This is a genomic window from Ruegeria sp. C8, assembly GCF_056537565.1.
In genome coordinates this window covers 674,198-694,346 of record NZ_JBQFRV010000001.1, presented here as the reverse complement: position 1 = coordinate 694,346, position 20,149 = coordinate 674,198, and the positions used below count along the sequence as shown (strand labels likewise).

The following is a 20,149-nucleotide window of genomic DNA, read 5'->3' as shown; positions in this document are numbered from 1 at the left end:
CAGGCGCTTGGTATGGCATTGAAATTCAAAGATCTACCGCAGCTTTATGCGCACGGGTTCGATACGGTCATCGACGTCCGCAGCCCGGCAGAGTTCGCCGAAGACCACCTGCCGGGGGCGATCAATCTGCCGGTTCTGGACAATGAAGAGCGCGCGCGGGTCGGCACGATTTACAAACAGAAAAGCCCTTTTCTGGCGCGAAAGCTTGGGGCGGCGCTGGTGTTTCGCAATGCGGCCAACCATATCGAACAACGCCTCAGCCATCATGAGGGGAACTGGCGGCCCTTGGTTTATTGCTGGCGCGGCGGGCAACGCTCGGGCTCGTTTACATGGATGTTGCAACAGATCGGCTGGCAGGCGGATGTCGTCGATGGAGGTTATCGGACCTATCGTCGGCTGGTGAAGGCCTACCTATACGACCAGCCGCTGCCCTTCCAACTGATCGCGCTGGATGGCTACACCGGCACCGCCAAGACCGAGTTGTTGCACCATCTGGATCGTCGCGGCGTGCAAGTGGTTGATCTGGAGGGGCTCGCCAACCATCGTGGCTCACTGCTGGGGGAAAGACCAGGTGGGCAGCCCAGTCAGAAGGCTTTTGAATCCGCCCTGTCAGCCGCCTTTTGCGCCCTGGACCCATCTCGCTCGGTTGTGGTTGAAGCGGAGTCGTCGAAAATAGGCGATCGCATCCTGCCACCCAGCGTCTGGACGGCGATGTGCGCCGCGCCGCGTATTCATATAGACGCGCCTTTGTCCGCCCGGTCGGCTTATTTGACGCAGGCCTATGACAACATCCTGTCGGATACCGAGCGCCTTCGGGATCGCCTGTCTCCACTGCGATCTCATCGCGGGCATGAGGTCGTGGACGGGTGGTTGAACCTCATGTCGTCCGGCGACAAACAGGCTTTGACGCGTGCGCTGATGGAGCAGCACTATGATCCGGCATATGCTAAATCCCAGCGTCAACACCCGGCCAAGATTTTGGCGCGGATCGAGATTGCGCAGTTGGATGACAATGGCCTGAGGGGCGCGGCGGATCGCATCAAAAACACGCTGGATCAGCTTTGAAGGTTCAACCCCGGAGTGTCGGTCAAATGCCCGATCCGCGCAGCCGGGTAACCCGCCGCTCGCAGATCCTCAAGCAATTTGTCGGCGATCTCGGGTGCTACCGCAGCCAGCAGTCCGCCCGCTGTTTGTGGGTCGAACAACAGCGCCGCTTTGCCGTCCATGTGCAGCTCGGGCGCGATAGAACGGTTATCTGCAAAAAGGGTCGATTGGATTCCGGCGTCGCTGAGCTCGATGGCTCCGAGCATCACGGGGACGGCCTCAAGATCAAGCACAGCGCCGCAATGTGATGCCTCACACAGCCCGTGGAGATGCCCGGCCAAGCCGAACCCTGTGACGTCGGTCATCGCGTGGGCCTCTGCCAGAATGCGGGACGCTGCGCCTTGCGGTTGGGTCATCATCTCATAGGCTTGCGCGACTGTTGCGCCCTCGGCCCGTCCGGCCATTTCGGCAGCCATCACAACGCCGCTGCCGATGGGTTTGGTTAGGACCAACACATCGCCGGGCCTGCCGCCCGCGAGAGTGATTGGGTCTTTCGTGCATAGTCCGGTCACCGTGAAGCCAATCGTCATCTCATCGCCCATTGAGCTGTGGCCGCCGACGATCTCGGCTCCGGCGTCTCGCATGACGTCGTTGGCGGTTTGCATGATCTCGGAAAGCGTCCGTTCCTGCAGGTCAGAGGACATGCGTGGCAGGATGAGAGTGGCCGTTGCAGCCTGTGGCGCGGCCCCCATCGCCCAAATGTCCCCCAGCGCATGGACCGCAGCGATGCGAGTCATCAGGACGGGGTCGTCGGTGACACTGCGCAGGTGGTCCGTGGTGATGACCTGCCGCGCTGTCCCAGTTGTCAGCAGCGCGGCGTCGTCTCCGGGCAGCGCCGTCACGTCTTGACGCAATGGCTCAGGCAGCGCAGCAAGAGCGCCGCGTAGCGCGCCACGACCGAGTTTCGCCCCACAGCCGCCGCACATTGGTTTGTTTCCAAGCGCTTCGGTCATACCGGCGGCATGGGCGCGCGGGAGGGCGGGGGTCGCCATGGTAGGCAGATTGCGGAACTTATTCATGAAGCCTTGGTCGATATGGTCCTTCCAACGCCACATCAGGGCGCCGCTGAACGACGTGCCCAGACGCTCGGCCAACGCGGACTTGCCGCCCAATGAGATAAGCTTCAGATAGTCCTTCTGCGGCACATAGCGCTGCATGGTCCCAGCCCCCAGCGCCGCGCGCAGGTTGTTGAACAATACTGGCGCCTCGCGCACCGCGTAGACGCCTGCTTTGGGGCGCGGGTTCTCGGTCAGGTGGGCGCAGTCTCCGGCGGCGAAGATGACGGGGTCGCTGGATTGCAGGTGGCCGTTCACGCGGATGAAACCTTCTTGCAGGTCCAGCCCGGTGTGCTGGATCCAGCTATAGGGTCTCGCCCCCGCAGCGCCGGTCACAAACTCGGCAGGGATCTGGCGGCCATCGTCAAGTTCGACATGATCTGCGGCGATCTCTTTTATTGAAACTCCCTCGAGCACGTCGATGCCAAGACCGGCCATAGCCTTGCGGATCGTCGCTGCGGCCTTGGGGCCGGTCGCTGTCAGGGCCGAGGCATTGTCGATCAGCGTGATCCGCGCGGGTCTGCCCTTGGTTTCCAGCGCTTGGGCCATGGCCATCGCCAGCTCGACCCCAGCGACGCCTCCGCCTATCACGGCCACCGAGGCAGGGCCGGTGCTGTCTAGATATGCAGACCAACGCGCGGCAAAGACGCCCAAGGGTTTGGCCGGAACGGCATGGTCTGCAAAACCTGGCAGGGCGGGCATGTCCGAGGTGATCCCGACGTTGACCGAGGCGACATCGAATGCCACCGGAGGCCGTCCCGGCACATGCAAATGGCGCTGGTCAATGTCGAGCCCCTCAACCGCGCCCAGAATGACCCGTGCGCCCGCGAAACGGGCCAGACGGACCAAATCAATGTCCAGATCAGAGCGGGAGTAGTGACCAGCGACAAAGCCGGGCAGCATCCCAGAATAGGGCGCAGTCGGGCCGGGGTTGATCACCGTTACGCGCGCGCCGTGCAGAGGGTTCATCCCCCATTTACGCAGCAGCAAAGCATGGGTGTGACCTCCGCCAATCAAAACCAGATCACGGGTCAGGGGCAGCGGAGGGTTATGCATCAGGCTCAGTTCGTGCTGTGATCAGGGACGTCTTCAACCTGCTCGACCGCGTGGGTGGCCCAAAGCTCGTCCTCGCCCGCATCCGGCAGATCCTGCGGCTTTTCATGACGATGAATGTGCCATTTGGCAATGAACAGGGCCGTGATCGGGGCCGTCAGGAACAAAAACAGCGTGATCAGCAGCTCATGCATCGACAGTTTGCCCTCAAGCAACACGGAATGTGCAATCGAGGCCAGTAGCACGCCGCCCACACCCAGCGTTGTCGCTTTGGTCGGCGCGTGCAGGCGCGACATCGGGTCTTTCAGTTTGATCATCCCAAACGATCCAACGAAGCCGAAGATACCCGACATGATCAGGAAGGCGGCAATCAGCAATTCGACGAGAAATGTCATGTCGCCCTCACTCGATGATGTTGCCGCGCAGCATGAAGCGCGCATAGGCCACGGTTGAAACGAAACCCAGCATGGCGATGATCATGGCAGCCTCGAAAAAGATCTCGGTGCCTTGATCCAAACCGTACAGGATCATCAGCGCGATGGTGTTGATCACCATCGTGTCCAGCGCCAGAACGCGGGTGCCGACACCATCGGCGGTGATGATCCGCCACAGGCACATCATGATGGCGGCTCCGAAGCAGGCGAAGGCGAAGTAGATCGCATAATCAATCATTCGAAAATCTCCTTCAGGCGGCGTTCGTAGCGCTGTTTGATCTGATCGCGCACGGCCTCAGGGTCAGGAGCATCAAGGCAATGGACCAGAAGGTTATGCCCCTGCGCCGACAAATCGCAGCTGACGGTACCCGGCGTCATGGTGATTGTCCCGGCCAGTACGGTGATTGCCTCGGGCGTACGCAGTTCAAGCGGGACGCAGATCCAGTTTGGTTGGCGAGCGTCGTCGCGTTTGAACAGGATGATCCGGGCGACGGTGATATTGGCGATAACGATATCCCACAGGACCACCAGGATGTACTCGGCCACCATGGGCCAGTTGCGCAGTTTGGGGCGGTCGGGCCAGTAAGGTTGGGTGACAAAGGGAATGATGATCCCCAGGATCAAACCAAAAACGAGCGAGTTCAAGGACCCGTTATTGGCAAGCAGAACCCAGACCAGTGTCAGCAGAAAGCTCAGGTGAGGGTGCGGGAATATGCGATGTAGCAGCTTGATCATTCTGCCTCTCCCAATACGGCCGAGATGTAGTCTTCGGGTGTGAACAGTTGCTCGGCGGTTTTGCTGGTGTATTCGAGCGCGGGGCCCGCAAACAAGGTCAGCAGGACCAGACCGCCGACCAGACCGAAGACCGCTGTAAATGCCAGACCCGGGTGCGGTTCAGGGGCGGGTTGAGGCTCGGAGTCTTCCTCCTCGGGCTGAGGGTTATGGTCCGCGTCGTGGCTTTTCCAAAAGATCAACGTGCCGGTCCGTGCCAGACCAACGATAGTGACAAAGGATCCGATCAGGATGACCGCCCAGACCGAGGTTGCGTCAGGTGCATCCCGGGCCGCATCCAGAACCAGCAGCTTGCCGATAAAACCGGACAGCGGAGGCATCCCGGCCATCGCAATCGCTCCGACGAAGAACAGCGCTGAGATCAATCCGGTCTGCGCCATTGGCCTCGTGGGCGCGATGGCGCCGCCGCGGCGTTCCATCACCAGATCGGCGACAAGGAACAACAGAGCTGTCGCAAGCGTTGAGTGGAACACATAGTAGAGCGCGGCTGCACTGGCATCAGGCGTGAACAGCGAAATGGCAATCAGCAGCGTACCCATTGAAGCGATAGCACAGAAGGCCACCATCCGCGCGATATGTTGCGAGCCGAGGATGCCGATGGCCCCGACGGCAAGCGTAACTAGCGCGGCAGGTTGCAGCCAATTGCCGACCAGCCCTTGCGTTGCTTCAACCTCGGGGCCGAAGGCCAGAGTGTACATCCGGATGATCGAATACGCCCCAACCTTGGTCATGATCGCGAACAGGGCCGCCACGGGTAGGGGAGCGTTGGCGTAGCTGGCCGGTAGCCAGAAATGCAACGGTAGAACGGCGGCCTTGATACAGAACACCAACAACAGCAACACAGCACCAACCCGCAGCAGTGCGGTATCCTCAGGCGGTATCTCGGCCACGCGCAGGGCGATATCGGCCATGTTGAGCGTGCCAGTCACACCATAGAGTGTGCCCAGGGCAAACAGGAACAGGGTCGATCCCAGCAGGTTATAGGCCACGTATTGCACGCCAGCCTTCAGCCTGACCGCTCCGCCACCATGGGTCATCAGACCGTAGGAGGCGATCAGCAGGACCTCGAAGAACACAAAGAGGTTGAAGGCGTCTCCGGTCAGGAAGGCCCCGCATACGCCCATAAGCTGGAAATGAAACAAGGCGTGAAAATGCTTGCCACGCTCATCCCAACCCGAACCGATGGCGTAGAGCACAATGGGCAGGGCCAGTAGGGCGGTCAGCAGAACCATCATGGCTGAAAGCCGGTCCAGCACCATGACAATCCCGAAGGGGGCGGGCCAGTTGCCCAGCTCATAGACCTGAATGTCGCCTCCCGCGGCCTGCGCGGCGATGGTCAAGGCAATGCCCAGCAGGGCAACAACCCCCGCGACCGAGAAGATGCGCTGCAGGTCGAGGTGATAGCGCAGGACCATGATGATGAATGGAGCCAGGATCGCAGGAAGAACGATCGGCGCAACGATCCAATGGTTCATGCGTCTTCTCCCGGCGCGTCCACACTGTCATTCGGGCTCATGTCGATATGGTCATCCTTCGAGGATAGATAGGCCGAGAGCGAGATCATCACGATCACCGCCGTCATCCCGAATGAGATCACGATGGCCGTCAGCACCAGTGCCTGCGGCAGCGGATCGGTATAGGGGACGTCTTCGTATTTGTTCAAAACGGCAGGCGAATTCAGCGCCAGACGTCCGGTTGCGAACAGGAATACGTTCACCGCGTAGGTGATCAGCGAAAGGCCAAGAATGACCGGGAATGTCCGGCGACGCAGGATCAGGAAAATCCCGGCGGCGGTCAGAATACCTACGGCAGAGGCAACGAGCGCTTCCATCAGGCCTGCTCCTTCTCTTGTTCTTCTTCCGGCGGAGCGTCCCGCAACGGGTTGATATCCATCGGGAACTCCTGTGCCATGCCCGGCTGCCATGCAAAGCGGGACAGGCTATCCAGCGCCAGCATCACCGCGCCCAAAACAGCGAGGAAGACACCGGTGTCGAACAACATTGCGGTGGCCCATTCGAATTCTTCCAGCGGTGGCCAGTTGATGTAGCCGAAGTCGCTGGTGAGGAAGGGGCGTTCATTGAACCAGGCGCCGAGACCGGTAGCGGCGGCGATCAGCACGCCCCAGCCGATGGTGCCGTGATAGTAGAACCTTTGCCGTTCGATCGCCCAGGTGTAGCCGCTGGCCATGTATTGCATCAAATAGGCGATGGCGACGATCAGGCCGGCGATAAAGCCGCCTCCGGGCTGGTTATGGCCACGGAAGAAGATGTAGGCACCCACCATCAGGGCAATTGGCATCATCACGCGGGTCACGACCACCATCATTAACGGATGGGAGTCGCCCGATTGCGGCCAATGCGGCTTGCGATTCAGCAGGTAGCCCCGGACATTGCTGCTCAGGACCGCTTCGGTCAGGGCAAAGATGATCAGCGCCGCGATGCCCAGAACGATGATCTCGCCGAAGGTATCAAAGCCCCGGAAATCCACGAGGATGACATTCACCACGTTGGTGCCGCCGCCGCCCTTGTACGAGTTGGCAAGGTGGAATTCGGAAATCGTCGGGAACGCGAAATCGCGCAGCATGATCGCATAGACCAGCGCCCCGGTTCCAAGCCCGGCCACGACCGAGATCGCAGCGTCCCGCCAGCGCCGCGCGGCGGTGCTGTCCCATGGGGTCTCGGTCGGCAGGAAGTTCAGCGACAGCAGCAACAGGATCATCGTCACCACCTCGACTGAGATCTGCGTCAGTGCCAGATCCGGAGCCGAGAGGTAGTTGAACGCAACCGAAACGATCAGCCCGACAACACCAATCAGAACCAGCGACAACAGGCGGTTACGGTGGAACCACATGATGCCCAGCGTTGCGCCCACCAGACAGATCCAGCCAACGATCGGAATGATCTGCGCAGGCAGCGGCACGCGGGTTTCAACTCCGATCGTCCCGGTGGAATAGGCGTAGTAGCCAAGGCCGACGGTAAAGGCGACAAAGATGATCGCATACCGGCTGAGGACACCATTGTGTAGCTCATCTGTGATCCATTGGCTGAGCCGCGTAAACGCATTGATAATGGCCTCGAAAATCACTTTGGCCTCAGGCCGGGGCAGGGTGTTCCAAAGCTGCTGCGCGCGTTTGTGTTGCGACATCAGGAACAGACCGCCCAACGTCGCGACAACGGACATATACAGCGCAGGGGTAAAGCCGTGCCACAGTTTCAGCGAATAATAGGGCAGCTTTTCGCCACCGATCACGGCGCTGGATACGACGGCCACCAGCGGGCCGACGATGGCCGCTGAATAAAGGCCGATCAGCACGACCAGAACGACCATGAAGGCGGGTGCCAGCCAAAGCCCGACCGGAGGGTCATGCGGATGGGCCGGGTAATCCTCGCGCTTTGGTCCAAGGAAGACATGGCTGACAAAGCGGAAGGAGTAGGCCGCCGAGAACAGCGCTGCCAGCAGGGCCAAACCCGGCACCAGATAGTGAGAGTTCAGCCAAGTGGTGTGGACGGTTTCCTCCAGCATCATCTCTTTTGACAAAAAACCGTTCAGCGGAGGCAGGCCGGCCATGGACAAAGCTGCGATGGTGCCGATGGTGAATGTGATCGGCATCAGATGACGCAAGCCGCCCAGCCGTTTGACATCGCGCGTTCCGGTTTCGTGATCCACGATCCCGGCGGTCATGAACAGCGCGGCTTTGAACGTCGCGTGGTTGATGATGTGGAACACCGCGGCCACGGCTGCAAACTTGGTGCCAAAGCCCAGCAGCATGGTGATCAGGCCCAGATGTGACACGGTTGAGAACGCCAGCAGCGCCTTCAGATCGTCCTTGAACAGCGCGATCACCGCGCCCAGCAGCATGGTCACCAAACCGGTTGTTGCGACGATATAGAACCACGCCTCCGTCCCCGCCAGAACCGGCCACATCCGCGCCATCAAGAACAACCCGGCCTTCACCATGGTGGCCGAGTGCAGATAGGCGGAAACCGGCGTCGGGGCAGCCATCGCGTGAGGCAGCCAGAAATGGAATGGGAACTGTGCTGATTTGGTAAAACAGCCCAACAGGATCAGGATCAGCGCGGGTAGATAGTAGGGCGAGGCCTGGATCAGCTCTTTGTTCTGCAAAATCACGCTGAGGTCATAGGACCCGACGATATTCCCCAAAATCAGCATCCCGGCGATCATCGCCAATCCGCCGCCTCCGGTGACGGCCAGCGCCATGCGCGCGCCTTGTCGGCCTTCGGGCAGGTGTTTCCAATAGCCGATCAGGAGGAATGAGCTGAGCGAGGTCAGCTCCCAGAAAATGAGCAAAAGCAGGATGTTATCGGATAAAACAATCCCAACCATCGCGCCCTGAAACAGCAGCAGATAGGTGTAGAACTGCCCCATCGGGTCTTCACGCGACAGGTAGAACCGCGCATACAGGATGATCAGCAGGCCGATGCCGAGGATCAGCAGGGCAAACAGAAAACCAAGCCCGTCCAGCATGAAATTCGCGTTCAGCCCCAGCCCCGGTATCCAGTCAAACCGCGCTGTCACGACATCGCCGCGCAGCACGCTGGGGATATGGATCAGCAACCCCATCAGGGCCAGGAAAGTGGTCAACCCTGCGGCCGAAGCGGCTGCATTTCGTCCCGCCCGTATCAGGAGGGCTGGGAAAACAGCTCCGAGGAAGGGAAGGGCCGCGATGAGGAATAGGGACAAGTGCGATACTCCGGTCTGGGCGGTCAATATGACAGATTTTGTAGGATAATTTAATGATTGTCCAAAAATTGCAAGGTTTTGACAGATGTTAAAAGGTGTATATCGAACCTATCTTTCTGCGTGATAATGACGCGAACTTGATCCCGCTGCCGGAATTCCCCGGCGCGCGGTTGCAACCCTTGTGATAGAACAAAGCCATGAGTGCAGGAGAACGCCATATGGCAGACGGGAAAAGCCGAACGCGACGGTGGGTATTGATGGGCGGGGCAGGCGCAATTGCCGCAGGAATTGCCATTCGTGAGTACCGTTTGATCCCGCAGGACTACACGGGCGGCCAACTGGAAGTGACGCAGGCGCATCAGAAAGCCGTCGCCGGAGATGTGTTGCTGGTGGACATCCGCACACCTCGGGAATGGAGGGCCACAGGCGTCGGACAGGGGGCGCAGCCTCTGGACATGCGGCGCGAGGATTTTATTCCGGCCCTTGTGCAAATGGCTGGCGGTGACAAGTCCGCCCCTGTGGCTCTGATCTGCGCGCGTGGGGTCCGTTCGGCACGGTTGAGCAATCAACTGACCGCAGCCGGGTTTACCAATATTATTGACGTGCCAGAGGGCATGTTGGGTTCGGCCGCCGGGCCGGGCTGGGTGCGGGCCGGTCTGCCGGTTGAGACCTTTGTTGAGGGGACGTGATGAAACACAAATGCTGGCTATCTTTTTGTCTGGCCGCAGCGGCGCAACCGGCCCTGGCCGATTGTGGCCCGGATGAAGGCACCTGCGAGATCACCTCGGGCGCATATCACATTGAATTGCCCGAAGCCGAAAACCCGCCACTGGTCGTGTTTCTGCATGGCTACGGAGGCAGCGGCTCAGGAACGATGAACAATCGCAGCATGGTCGAGCCTCTGCTGGCGCGCGGCTATGCGGTGATGGCGCCGGAGGGGTTGGAGCGGCCGGACCGGGGCGGCATTCAAAGCTGGAACTTCTATCCCGGCTTTGGCGAGCGTGACGAAACGGCCTTTCTCAGCGAAGCGGTGGATGACGCCGCTGAGCGGTTTGGCATTGACGGTGAACGCGTTGTTCTAGGAGGGTTTTCCGCCGGCGGCTTCATGGTGAATTACCTCGCCTGCGATGCGCCTGAGACCTTCTCGGCCTATGTCCCCGTCTCAGGTGGCTTCTGGCGTCCGCATCCCGAATCCTGCGCCGGACCGATCCGCATGTTTCACACCCATGGCTGGATCGACAATGTCGTTCCGCTCGAGGGGCGTTTGCTGGGCGGTGGCCGTTTCCATCAAGGCGATATCTTTGCCGGGCTTGAGATCTGGCGCGAGGCAAATGGCTGTGTTGATACCAAGCCCAGCGGGTTCTCGACCACGGGCCAGTTCATGCGGCGCAACTGGATGGGATGTGCCGAGGGCAGCGCGCTGGAGTTCGCGCTGTTCCCCGGCGGTCATACGGTGCCCACCGGGTGGGCGGATATGATGCTGGATTGGTACGAAGGATTGCCCGGCGGTTGATTATTCCGCCGGGGTCATGCTGCCCTTACCCTCGATCAGGCGCTTCAACTCATTGCGATGACGACGGGCCGAGCGGGTGATGGCGGGCTCAGCAAAATCCTCACGCATGCCGACCATACGGCGGGCGGTACCAGCCGATACACCGCTGAGCGCCGAAAGCGGGATCGCCAGTGCAAGGCTGATCGCAATTGGGGCAAGCCAGACCGAGACCAGCCCGGCCAGAATACCAACGCTAAGTGCCATGCCACTGACGGTTTCCAGCGCATGGCACAGGACCAGCGTGCGTAAGGAATAGCTGCCACCGTCACGCGCCTGCGGGGACCAGCCCTTTTGGATGCCCAATGCCGTGCGGAACACAGCGATCATTTGCTGCACCATTAGGATTGGCGCATAGAGGATCGACAGGATGACCTCGAACAGGAACGAGGTGAAGAACCGTCTCCAACCGCCGAAATCGGAATAGCGCACTCCGCTGAGGGGGAGGGCGGCAACGCCCAGAACCTTGGGGGCCAGCAGCATCGCATACATGACGAGAATGATCAGCACATGGCGTGTCTCAGACATCTCCGGCCATTGTGGGAACAGGGGGTTGTCTGGGCTGAAATAATGCAGGACCGAGGCTTCCTCACCCTGACCAATCAACGCCCACATAAGCAGTAGCGCAAACCACAGCGGGGACATCAAATAGCCGACCGCCCCGTGGAACATATGAAACCGCGAGACGGACCGGAACCCGCGCGAGCCCAGCAGTTTCAGATGTTGCAGGTTCCCCTGACACCAGCGGCGGTCCCGCATGGCGTGGTCGATAAGGGTGGGTGGTGTTTCTTCGTATGAACCACGAATGCGCGGCAGGAACCGAACGGCCCAACCGGCACGGCGCAGCAGACCGGCCTCGACAAAGTCGTGGCTCATTATCAGCTTTTCCTGCCCGTTGAACGTGCGCAGCTTGGGCAGTCCGGCACAAGTGGCAAAGGCCTTGGTGCGGATGATGGCATTGTGACCCCAATAGTTGCCCTCTTGCCCACACCAGCGGGCCAGACCTTCGGCAAAGGCGATACCGTAGACGCCATTGGCGAATTGCTGCATCCGGGCGAAGACCGACTGTGCGCCAATGAGTTGCGGGTAGCTTTGAATCAAGCCCGCGCCGGGATCGCGCGCCAGAGAATCCGTCAGCCGAGCAATCGCGCGGCCTGTCATCAGGCTGTCGGCATCCAGCACCAGCATCGCGTCCCAATCCGCGCCCCAGCGGCTGACCCAATCGGCGATATTGCCAACTTTTCGGTCAGTATTCTGTTCGCGACGGCGGTAGTAGAGCTTCAGGTCGGGGGCTAGCGTGGTGCGCAGCGCCTCAATACTGGCTTGCTCTTGCGCGGCGATGTCCGGATCGCGGGTGTCAGAGAGGATGAACATCGCGTATTCATGCTGTCCACCTCGGGCGCGCAGTTCTTCCAGCATGGTGCGGGCATTGCCCAGCACGAACCACGGCACCTCGTTGTAGGTTGGCATCAGCAGGGCAACGCGCAGTGGTTGCGCGCGGTCTTGTCGGATCGGGCGCTCCTGCCGGGACAGCGAGATCATGCCCAGCAGCACTGTGCAGACCGTGAACGAGATCCAGAAGAAGTTGAACGAGATCAACGCTAGAAGGATGGCTTCGACAAGGTTGATGCCTTCAGATCCGAACCAGTCGCTCATGACCCATAGCAAACCCAGCGTGGCTGCCATTGCTGGCGAAAACGCCAGCGCGCGCCAGAACCCGGCCGATGGGCGGGCACCCGCAGGTACCTGCGCATCGCGGAAACCATTGCGGAAATCCTGCGCGGGCATCGCCAGCGGGGCCTCGGGTGGCATGATATGCAGGTCGCGGCTCATGCGGTCCAACGGTACAGCCAGACTTCGGAGGCGGGTTGCTTGCCGACCAGCAATTGCGCGCGAAGCTCCACATGGTCTCGTTCGCCCGGCTGGAACGAGAACGCCAGACGCACACCGCCGGTATCGGGGTTGCGCTGCAACACACCGTCCGAGGTTTCCGCATGAGGCGAATTCGCGAAAATGCTGACTGCCTCCAGATCGTCGAACAGAGGGCTGGGCTCAAAGTCGATCACGGCCAGACGGCCCTCGCCAAAGGTGTTTTCACCCATCGCCGTGTTGATGACCCGTGGCATCGGCGTGCGCTGAGGTTCCTCGCCCCAGATCAGGCGATAGCTCAGGTCAACCTGGCTGCCGGCGGCATAGGGTTCGGCGGGCCGCCAGTAGGCGACGATATTGTCGTAAATCTCCTGATCGGCAGGGATCTCGACCAGTGTCACCGTGCCCTTGCCCCAATCAGAGCCGGGCTCGACCCACAGGCTGGGGCGTTTGTGATAATTCGCCTCAAGATCCGCGTAGTCCGAGAATTCGCGCTTGCGCTGCATCAGGCCAAAACCCTGAGGGTTCATGTCCACGAAAGACGAGATTTGCAAACGGGTTGGGTTCGCCAGCGGACGCCAGATCACCTCACCTGCGCCGTTGCGGATCAGCAGCCCGTCGCTGTCATGGACAGCGGGGCGGAAATCGTCGAACCGGCTGTGATTGGTCTGATCGAACAGGAACATCGAAGTGCCGGGCGCGATACCCACATGGGGCAGTTCTTCGCGGGGGAAGAGGGTGGCCTCAATATCCATGATGCAATCGGCACCGGCGGTGACGTTAAATCGGTAGGCACCGGTCACGCTGGGGCTGTCCATCAGGGCGTGGACAACCATGTTGCGCTGACCGGGTTCGGGACGTTCCAGCCAGAAGCGGATGAATTCGGGGAATTCCTCGCCATCCGGGTCGCCGGTTTTCAGGGCCAGACCGCGCGCAGACAGGCCGTAGACCTCGTGCAGACCAATGGCGCGGAAATAGCTGGCCCCCTGCCAGACGCAGAACTCATCGGTCTTGCCGGGGCGGTGCATTTCCGTACGCAGACGCAGGCCCGAGAAGCCAAGCGTTTCGTCGATTGGAAGGGTCGGGACCTCTTCGGCCTTGTCGAACATCTCAAGGTCGAAAGCGACCGGCTTTGTCATCCCTTTCTCGACGGTCGAGACCTTGACGGTGCGTGGGAAATACAGGCCGGGGGTGAAAAAATCGACGTTGAAGGGGGTCTCGGTCTCATACCAAAGCGCGCGGTCCAGCCGGAACCGGATCGAGCGGTATTGCGTATAAGTCAGGTCCTGCCATTCCTGCGGCACCATCTCGCGCTCGGCAAAGGGGCGGCTGGCCAGTTCTCGGGCCAGTTCGATCACGTCGTTGCGGTCGAACGGAACCTCTGACCCCGAGGCAAAGGTGGCCGGCGCCAGAAACAGCGCGGAGCTCGAGGCCAGAAATGCGCGGCGAGTCAGATTCATTTCTTTGATTTCCATGGCTGAGATTTGAACCAGGCGGCCAGATAGGCCACCCCGATGATCATGGCAAAGCCAATCATGTTGGCGACAAAGACACTGGCAACTTCCCGCTCGGTCTGATCCAGCGCGACCCCGATCAGGCGGGCTGCGGCCATCGAGAAGACAAAGACCGCCAGCGATTGTTGTCCCACTTTGGTGATCAGTTTCAGAACCACCTGCCAGATGCGCGCGCCCACAGAATGCCCAGTGGCGATCAGACGGTGACCATGCTCACCGGCAACGACCCAGCCCAGATAGGCCAGCGATAGGAAGTGGATGTAGCGGAATAGGCCGAACTCGGTCTTGCTGCGCAGTTCTTTGGTCAGAGGCCAAATCTCGCGGATTTGCTCGGCCAGACCGGGGGCCGCGGATTGAACCCAAAGGAAAACCTTCCACGACCCAAAGGGCGCGGACAGAACCAGAAATGCAATGGCCGCCCAGATCAGCGTTTTTGATACCGGAGGGGCTGGAATCCAACCACGCATAAAGGCGAACCCGGTGAAGAACAGCAACTGCCAACCGAACGGGTTGAAGAACCATTGACGGTCCGACCATGGCTCGGCGGGAAGCGCCAATACTCCGGTCTGGGCGACAAGCCAGATCGAAACCGACACAGCCGCCATCAGCCAAAAGCTGACGCGGTAAAGGGCCATGTAGAGCGGCATCATCGCCAGAACGACCAGGTACATCGGCAGGATGTCGAAGTAGTTGGGCACATAGGTCAGGGTGAAAATCCCGACCATTTGCGGCAGCGGATCATTGAAGAAATGCTGCAGGTTCAGCGACGAGACATAGCTTTTTTCAAACAGGCCGGAATTGTCCAGCGCGGCCATGCTCATGGCCACGAAGAAGAACAGACAGATATGCGCCCAGTAGACCTGCCAGATGCGGAACGCCACGCGAGCGGTCCCCATCCACCAGCCTTTGCGTAGGAAGGCACCGCCGAATGCAATGGCCGAGGCCATGCCCGAACAGAACACAAAGATCTCGGTCGCATCCGAAAACCCGAAACGGGCCGGGATCCATTTGGCCCATGGGTCGTTCGGGATATGGGCGATCAGGATGATGAACATCGCGATGCCGCGATAGAAATCCAGTCGCGGGTCGCGCACACGGGCAGTAGGCGCTGCGGCCGAGGCCGCAACAGTCGCAAAATCAGAAGCGGGCGAAACAGTCGCCATACGTTTTCTGTCCTTCTTAGTCTTTTTGTTATTCAGCCGGAACGCTTTGTGCGTCGCCGTTGTCGCGGGCCACGCTGATCAGAGCGCGGCGCGCGAGTGCGTAATTGTCCTCGCCTCCGGCGCGTTTGGCGCGGCGGTCATCCAGAATGCGCTCGACAGCATCCAGGCGTCCGGCGCGCAGGCCGGAATCAATTGTGATGCGCTCGAATACATCACGTTGGGCGTGGCTGCCACCGGCCAACTGCATGCCGGAGCGGGCGGTTGAGAGGAAATCAAACGCCGCGCCGTACAGACCATCACCAAAGGCTTCAAGCCCTTTGGCGGCGGCAATACCCGGGTCAGACATGCGGATCGGTGTGTCGCCTTGGTTGCGCTGAGCGTCTTTCTGGATGCGTTGTAGCATCTTGGCCGTCGCGTCCGAGCGGTTGTCGCCGGTCAGCGCCAGTAGATAATGCAGGTCGGCGAAAATCAGGCAGCCATCTTCAGTCCGGGCAGCGCTGAGATCGGCCAACTCCTCCCAGCGGTCGCCGACATCAATGCCTTCAAGCTCCATCCGGGACAGTAGCGAGGTTGCGTTCGAGATATCGCGATAATCGTCAGTCTTGTCCTTGCGGATATGCTGGTCATAGAGGTCGATGACCTGATCAACCTGACCCAGATCCAGATGCATCAGCGCCTTGTGCCACCAAACGTGATAGCGGAAGTTGTTGCAATGGGCCCAGGCGTCCTCACGCCCTGCCAGCCAATCCAGGCCGAGCTGAGCATTGCCCGTCATCTCGTGAACATGGGCGACCGCGTGCAGACCCCAGGCATCGTCGGACACCATCCACAGGGCCTGACGACCGGCAATCTCGGCCTTTTCGTAGGATCCGGTCTCTTCCAACGCGAAGGAATGACAGCCCAGTAGATAGCCACGGCCCGCATGATCCGGCTCATAGGCAGGCATGACGCGTTCGATCGAACGCCGCATGCCCTCTGCATCGCCAAGCACAAACCGGGTCGCATGGCTGAGCTTCATCGCCAGCGAATCCGTCGGATGGGCGCGCAGCACCTCTTCGAACTTCTGCACGGCTTGCGAGGGTAGGTCCGCCAGATAGAGGGACAGGGCCTCAACAAATAGCTGCTCTCGTTTCGAGATGGGCTGGCGTTTCATCGCTTCATTGGCGGCGCTCAGCGCGTCGACGGCGACGGGTAGCATCTCGCGTCGGCCCAGAAGAACCATGAACAGGCCCTTGACCGCGTGGCCCAAAGCGAAGTCGGGCTCGAGCTCCAATACCTTGCCCAAATGCTGGGGGGTAATCGCCGCATGCGCCATGAACCCAAGCAGAACACCGTCCCATGCCTCGACGGCCGCCGGGTGGGTCAGAGTGTTCATCTGTCCAAAAACGTCTTGTTTCATACTTGGGTCCAATCTGGTTGCGGTATTTGACACTGTTCGATTTACCAGAGTCTGCGACGGCCTCGTAACAGTATCGACCCTGCTCTCGAATTGGTGAAATCGCGTGTGTGAAAAAAGTGAAAAAAACCGCCGATTCAAGGGCATGTTTCAGCAAGTTGCTGCCGAAACATGCAAGTGTTTCAATCTTCGAACGGGTTTTCAGCGCTTAAAATATCATCAGTATCGGCCCCGAAGACCGGTGGCGCATGCCGATATGTTACAGGCGTGCGCGACAGGTTTAGCGGATTGCCGATCAAATTCACCTGTCCCGGTTGGGCCTGCATCGCGATCTTCATCTGCCGCGCGGCGACCTGATCGGTGTCAAACACCTGATCCACCGTTTGCACCGGGCCGACGGGCACTTTGCGGGCCTCAAGCTCGGAAATCACAGTCGTCGTCGGACGCTGTTTCATCGCCGGGCGCAGGATCGCGTTCAGTGCGTCGCGGTGCTCCAGTCGCGCCGGATTGGTGGCAAAACGTACGTCGTCGGCAAGATCAGCGTGGCCGATGAACGCGCAGAACCTGCGGAACTGGCTGTCATTTCCAACGGCCAAAATCACGTGACCATCTGCTGTCTCATACACCTCATATGGGACAATATTGGGATGTCCGTTGCCGCGTCGCTGAGGCACCTGGCCCAAGGTCAGGTAGTTTGTGCCTTCATTGATCAACCACGAGATCTGTGCATCCACCAAGGCAAGGTCGATTTGTTGCCCTTCACCGGTCAGGTCGCGATGGCGCAAAGCTGCCAGAATGCCAACGGTTGCGTACATGCCGCACATCACATCGGCGATGCCGACGCCAACCTTCATTGGCGCGCCCTCGGGGTCGCCTGTCAGGGACATGATCCCACCATACCCTTGCGCCATCAGGTCATAGCCGGGCTTGCTGGAGTTGGGGCCCGTCTGCCCATAGCCGGAAATCGAGCAATAGACGAGGCCGGGAAGATCCTGCGACAAGCTGTTGTAATCCAGTCCGTACTTCGCCAAACCACCGGGTTTGAAATTCTCGATCAGGATATCCGCATGCGAGGCCAGCCGCTTGATCTCGGCTTGCCCTTCTGGCGTTGCAATGTCGATGGCAACGGATTTCTTGTTCCGGTTGGCCGACATGAAATACGCACTCAGGTCGGAACGGTTGCCCGCTTCATCCTCAACATACGGAGGGCCCCATTGCCGCGTATCATCCCCACCGGTCGAGGGGTTTTCGATCTTGATGACACTTGCGCCCAGATCGCCCAGCAGTTGAGTGCAGGTCGGTCCGGCCAGAATGCGCGACAGGTCCAGAACCTTTACGCCTTTCAGCGGCCCATTAGATTCGGCCATCATATCCTCCACGCTCGATCTCGGCAGCGATGACGGTGAAGCGGTCGGCTTTGACCGCCTCATCCAGTGCTGCACGCAGTTCTGCGCGGTTGCGGACCGTGTGTCCATAGCCTCCGAACGCGCGACCCAGAGCGGCAAAGTCATGGCGGTCGAAATCGACCCCGTTGTTGCCCATCTGCCGTTGGCGTTGTTTCAACTCGATCAGGGCGAGGGAGGCGTCGACAAAGACCAAAAAGATCGGGTTGCCGCCCATTTCGGCGGCGGTCGACAACTCTCCGGCGACCATCAGGAACCCGGCATCGCCCGAAAGGCTGATCACCGGTCGGTTCGGTTCTACCAGTTTCAGCCCGATCGCCATTGGAACAGCGCAGCCCATGGTGCAAAGGGCTGAGGACTGGATCAGCCCGCGTGGCTCCGAACACTCCCACATCTGGCTGAGGAGAATACGGTGCGCGCCGCTGTCCGCCGTTGCCAAAGTATTCGCGGGCAGGGCGGCACGGGTTTCGGCGATCACGCCAGCTGGCCCCCAATCGTCATTCTGTGGGAAGGCGTCCGCCAAAGCGGCTTTGACCTTCGCAGGCTCTCCGGCAGGCCATGTGGCGCGGGCGGGGTTGCCTTTGGCGATGGCCTCGAGGGTCTCGCCAGTATCGGCGACAAGGTTTAGCCCGGCCTGATGCATGTAGTGATCATTGACCACGGCCGAGATATCGATCACGCGCGTTTCTTCGGGATCCCAGATCTCACGCCAGCCGGGGCGCATTTCGATAGGGTCATAGCCCAGGCACAGAACGAGATCGGCCTGTTCCACCAGCGGGACAAGGTGTTTGTCGGCCAGAGGGGACAACCCGGCACCGCCCAGACACAAGGGATGATCTTCGGGCACTACGCCTTTTGCTTTGTAGGTCGTGACGAAGGGGATGCTGAAATGCTCCAGGAACGCCTGAACCACGCTGCGAGAGTCGTCATAGAGGACGTCCAGCCCGATGATCGCAATCGGACGCTCGGCCTCGGCCACCCAGCGTCGGGCTTTGGATAGGCAATCGCCTTCGGGGGCCACTGCGGCCACTTTGGCCAGACGGCGGCGTTTCGTCGATAAGACGCGGGTATCCGCGACCGAGATCGGTACGTCGACATGCACCGGGCCGGGCCGGGGCTGGTTGGCAAGCGACACCGCTTTGTCTGCGATGATGTCCGCGCCCTCGGCGGTGAGGGTAAAGGTCCCTTTGGTGATCGAGCGATAAACTTGGCTGTGGTCCATGACCTGATGCGTGTAGGTCAGCGCCTCATCAGCGTCGACACAGCCGGTCAGCACGACCATGGGCACCCGGTCTTGCAGCGCGTTGGCAACCACGTTGATCCCGTTCATCGCGCCGGGACCAAGGGTTGCAACCAGTATCGCGGGCGCGCCGTCGCGGTGATGGACGGCTTCGGCCATGAAACCGGCTGCGTTCTCGTGTTTGGTCAGATGAAAGGTTATGCCGGCCCGTTCGAGGGCGTCCACCAGCGTCAGAACCTCGCCGCCTGGCATACCGAACGCATGGCGGCACCCTGCCTCATACAATCGTTGAGCCAGTAGATCCGCCGCGCGGGGAGAGAGGTCCTGCATCAGTCATGCTCCGAGAAAAAGATATGTGACAGCAAATGTCTGACACACTGGCAAGAGGCAAGCGGGTTCACATCAGTGTGACTATTTGACGGCTGTTTCCGCAATTGATTGAAACTTTTGGTCCAGTTCTGCGGCAATATCGGACAGGTCCTGCCCACCTTGATCCGCGTAAGGCTCAAACACAAAGCTGGGGGTTTTGTATGACAAACTCGCAGTGCCGTCGTCATTTTCGGTGACATACAGGCGAATCGGCGCCTCGATCATCGCTGCGGTCGAGGTTTCGAGTACCCGCACCGCATAGTCGTTGTTGAATACGCCGATCACGCGATTGCCCGGAATGGTGATCCCTCGGGCCGCCGCCGCTTTGGTCGGCCCGGCTTGAGTGACAACGATCAGCCCGTGTTCCTTGACGGCGGCCTTGGTGTCAGCCACCAGCGCGTCATAGGATTTCCCTGTGTCATGAACGGCCCATCCCGGCAGGGCCTGATCCGCAAGGGCAGGCGAGGCTAGCAAGTAGAACGCAGCGCAGATTGCTCTCATCACAGG

The 20,149-nt window shown here is 60.2% G+C and carries 17 protein-coding genes; 3 read left to right on the top strand and 14 right to left on the bottom strand.

The window, feature by feature from the left end:
- Positions 1–12: 12 nt before the first annotated feature.
- Entirely contained in the window at positions 13–1,065 is a 1,053-nt protein-coding gene (gene mnmH / locus ACR0KL_RS03485; protein ID WP_170676649.1) for a tRNA 2-selenouridine(34) synthase MnmH, read from the top strand.
- On the opposite strand, the gene selD is transcribed toward mnmH, so the two are convergent.
- The 7 genes from selD to ACR0KL_RS03450 are packed head-to-tail and all read right to left on the bottom strand — an operon-like array spanning position 1,056 to position 9,139.
- A complete protein-coding gene (gene selD / locus ACR0KL_RS03480; RefSeq protein WP_170676647.1) occupies positions 1,056–3,215 on the bottom strand; it encodes a selenide, water dikinase SelD in 2,160 nt (719 codons plus the stop codon). The two genes, mnmH and selD, sit on opposite strands and share 10 nt — an antisense overlap.
- Positions 3,216–3,220: 5 nt before the next feature.
- Positions 3,221–3,607 (bottom strand): Na+/H+ antiporter subunit G, encoded by a 387-nt coding sequence (locus tag ACR0KL_RS03475; RefSeq protein ID WP_170374220.1) that lies wholly within the window; start codon positions 3,605–3,607, stop codon positions 3,221–3,223.
- A 7-nt stretch (positions 3,608–3,614) separates the two neighbouring features.
- Entirely contained in the window at positions 3,615–3,884 is a 270-nt protein-coding gene (locus ACR0KL_RS03470) for a K+/H+ antiporter subunit F (RefSeq protein ID WP_152457439.1), read from the bottom strand.
- Positions 3,881–4,378, bottom strand: a complete 498-nt coding sequence (locus ACR0KL_RS03465) for a Na+/H+ antiporter subunit E (RefSeq protein ID WP_170374373.1) — start codon at positions 4,376–4,378, stop codon at positions 3,881–3,883. The genes ACR0KL_RS03470 and ACR0KL_RS03465 overlap by 4 nt, the downstream gene beginning before the upstream one ends.
- Positions 4,378–5,913, bottom strand: coding sequence for a monovalent cation/H+ antiporter subunit D (locus tag ACR0KL_RS03460; RefSeq protein WP_170676644.1), 1,536 nt, complete (start codon positions 5,911–5,913; stop codon positions 4,378–4,380). Before ACR0KL_RS03460 ends, ACR0KL_RS03465 begins: the two co-directional genes overlap by 1 nt.
- On the bottom strand, positions 5,910–6,269 hold the full coding sequence (locus ACR0KL_RS03455; RefSeq protein ID WP_170676642.1) for a Na+/H+ antiporter subunit C: 360 nt from the start codon (positions 6,267–6,269) through the stop codon (positions 5,910–5,912). Before ACR0KL_RS03455 ends, ACR0KL_RS03460 begins: the two co-directional genes overlap by 4 nt.
- Positions 6,269–9,139: a monovalent cation/H+ antiporter subunit A gene (locus ACR0KL_RS03450; RefSeq protein WP_170676640.1), complete on the bottom strand. Its 2,871-nt coding sequence runs from the start codon at positions 9,137–9,139 to the stop codon at positions 6,269–6,271. The genes ACR0KL_RS03455 and ACR0KL_RS03450 overlap by 1 nt, the downstream gene beginning before the upstream one ends.
- A gap of 218 nt (positions 9,140–9,357) precedes the next feature.
- Between ACR0KL_RS03450 and ACR0KL_RS03445 the strand changes: the two genes are divergently transcribed.
- The gene (locus tag ACR0KL_RS03445; RefSeq protein ID WP_170676638.1) at positions 9,358–9,828 is read left to right on the top strand and encodes a rhodanese-like domain-containing protein; all 471 of its coding nucleotides are present in this window, start codon (positions 9,358–9,360) and stop codon (positions 9,826–9,828) included.
- Positions 9,828–10,652, top strand: a complete 825-nt coding sequence (locus tag ACR0KL_RS03440; RefSeq protein ID WP_170676636.1) for an alpha/beta fold hydrolase — start codon at positions 9,828–9,830, stop codon at positions 10,650–10,652. The genes ACR0KL_RS03445 and ACR0KL_RS03440 overlap by 1 nt, the downstream gene beginning before the upstream one ends.
- Here ACR0KL_RS03440 and mdoH read toward each other — a convergent pair whose 3' ends face one another.
- From mdoH to ACR0KL_RS03405, 7 genes are all read right to left on the bottom strand, one after another.
- Positions 10,653–12,521 (bottom strand): glucans biosynthesis glucosyltransferase MdoH, encoded by a 1,869-nt coding sequence (mdoH, locus tag ACR0KL_RS03435; RefSeq protein WP_170676634.1) that lies wholly within the window; start codon positions 12,519–12,521, stop codon positions 10,653–10,655.
- On the bottom strand, positions 12,518–14,017 hold the full coding sequence (locus ACR0KL_RS03430) for a glucan biosynthesis protein G (RefSeq protein ID WP_170676631.1): 1,500 nt from the start codon (positions 14,015–14,017) through the stop codon (positions 12,518–12,520). Before ACR0KL_RS03430 ends, mdoH begins: the two co-directional genes overlap by 4 nt.
- A complete protein-coding gene (locus tag ACR0KL_RS03425) occupies positions 14,014–15,234 on the bottom strand; it encodes an OpgC domain-containing protein (protein ID WP_170676629.1) in 1,221 nt (406 codons plus the stop codon). Before ACR0KL_RS03425 ends, ACR0KL_RS03430 begins: the two co-directional genes overlap by 4 nt.
- A gap of 28 nt (positions 15,235–15,262) precedes the next feature.
- Complete coding sequence (locus ACR0KL_RS03420; protein ID WP_170676627.1) at positions 15,263–16,633, bottom strand: tetratricopeptide repeat protein; 1,371 nt, start codon at positions 16,631–16,633, stop codon at positions 15,263–15,265.
- 179 nt (positions 16,634–16,812) lie between these two features.
- Positions 16,813–17,997, bottom strand: coding sequence for a CoA transferase (locus ACR0KL_RS03415; protein WP_170676625.1), 1,185 nt, complete (start codon positions 17,995–17,997; stop codon positions 16,813–16,815).
- Positions 17,984–19,603 carry a thiamine pyrophosphate-binding protein gene (locus tag ACR0KL_RS03410; protein WP_170465723.1) on the bottom strand — a complete coding sequence of 540 codons (1,620 nt, stop codon included), beginning with the start codon at positions 19,601–19,603 and terminating at the stop codon, positions 17,984–17,986. The genes ACR0KL_RS03415 and ACR0KL_RS03410 overlap by 14 nt, the downstream gene beginning before the upstream one ends.
- A gap of 81 nt (positions 19,604–19,684) precedes the next feature.
- Positions 19,685–20,143 carry a DUF302 domain-containing protein gene (locus tag ACR0KL_RS03405; protein WP_170465726.1) on the bottom strand — a complete coding sequence of 153 codons (459 nt, stop codon included), beginning with the start codon at positions 20,141–20,143 and terminating at the stop codon, positions 19,685–19,687.
- Positions 20,144–20,149: the final 6 nt, after the last annotated feature.

Excerpts from the sequence above, each read along its gene's own strand:
- mnmH (WP_170676649.1), top strand. The coding sequence starts at position 13 with ATGGCATTGAAATTCAAAGATCTACCGCAGCTTTATGCGCACGGGTTC.
- ACR0KL_RS03425 (WP_170676629.1), bottom strand. The coding sequence starts at position 15,234 with ATGGCGACTGTTTCGCCCGCTTCTGATTTTGCGACTGTTGCGGCCTCG.
- ACR0KL_RS03415 (WP_170676625.1), bottom strand. The coding sequence starts at position 17,997 with ATGGCCGAATCTAATGGGCCGCTGAAAGGCGTAAAGGTTCTGGACCTG.
- ACR0KL_RS03445 (WP_170676638.1), top strand. The coding sequence starts at position 9,358 with ATGGCAGACGGGAAAAGCCGAACGCGACGGTGGGTATTGATGGGCGGG.
- mdoH (WP_170676634.1), bottom strand. The coding sequence starts at position 12,521 with ATGAGCCGCGACCTGCATATCATGCCACCCGAGGCCCCGCTGGCGATG.
- ACR0KL_RS03430 (WP_170676631.1), bottom strand. The coding sequence starts at position 14,017 with ATGAATCTGACTCGCCGCGCATTTCTGGCCTCGAGCTCCGCGCTGTTT.
- selD (WP_170676647.1), bottom strand. The coding sequence starts at position 3,215 with ATGCATAACCCTCCGCTGCCCCTGACCCGTGATCTGGTTTTGATTGGC.
- ACR0KL_RS03405 (WP_170465726.1), bottom strand. The coding sequence starts at position 20,143 with ATGAGAGCAATCTGCGCTGCGTTCTACTTGCTAGCCTCGCCTGCCCTT.
- ACR0KL_RS03460 (WP_170676644.1), bottom strand. The coding sequence starts at position 5,913 with ATGAACCATTGGATCGTTGCGCCGATCGTTCTTCCTGCGATCCTGGCT.
- ACR0KL_RS03410 (WP_170465723.1), bottom strand. The coding sequence starts at position 19,603 with ATGCAGGACCTCTCTCCCCGCGCGGCGGATCTACTGGCTCAACGATTG.
- ACR0KL_RS03470 (WP_152457439.1), bottom strand. The coding sequence starts at position 3,884 with ATGATTGATTATGCGATCTACTTCGCCTTCGCCTGCTTCGGAGCCGCC.
- ACR0KL_RS03475 (WP_170374220.1), bottom strand. The coding sequence starts at position 3,607 with ATGACATTTCTCGTCGAATTGCTGATTGCCGCCTTCCTGATCATGTCG.
- ACR0KL_RS03455 (WP_170676642.1), bottom strand. The coding sequence starts at position 6,269 with ATGGAAGCGCTCGTTGCCTCTGCCGTAGGTATTCTGACCGCCGCCGGG.
- ACR0KL_RS03420 (WP_170676627.1), bottom strand. The coding sequence starts at position 16,633 with ATGAAACAAGACGTTTTTGGACAGATGAACACTCTGACCCACCCGGCG.
- ACR0KL_RS03440 (WP_170676636.1), top strand. The coding sequence starts at position 9,828 with ATGAAACACAAATGCTGGCTATCTTTTTGTCTGGCCGCAGCGGCGCAA.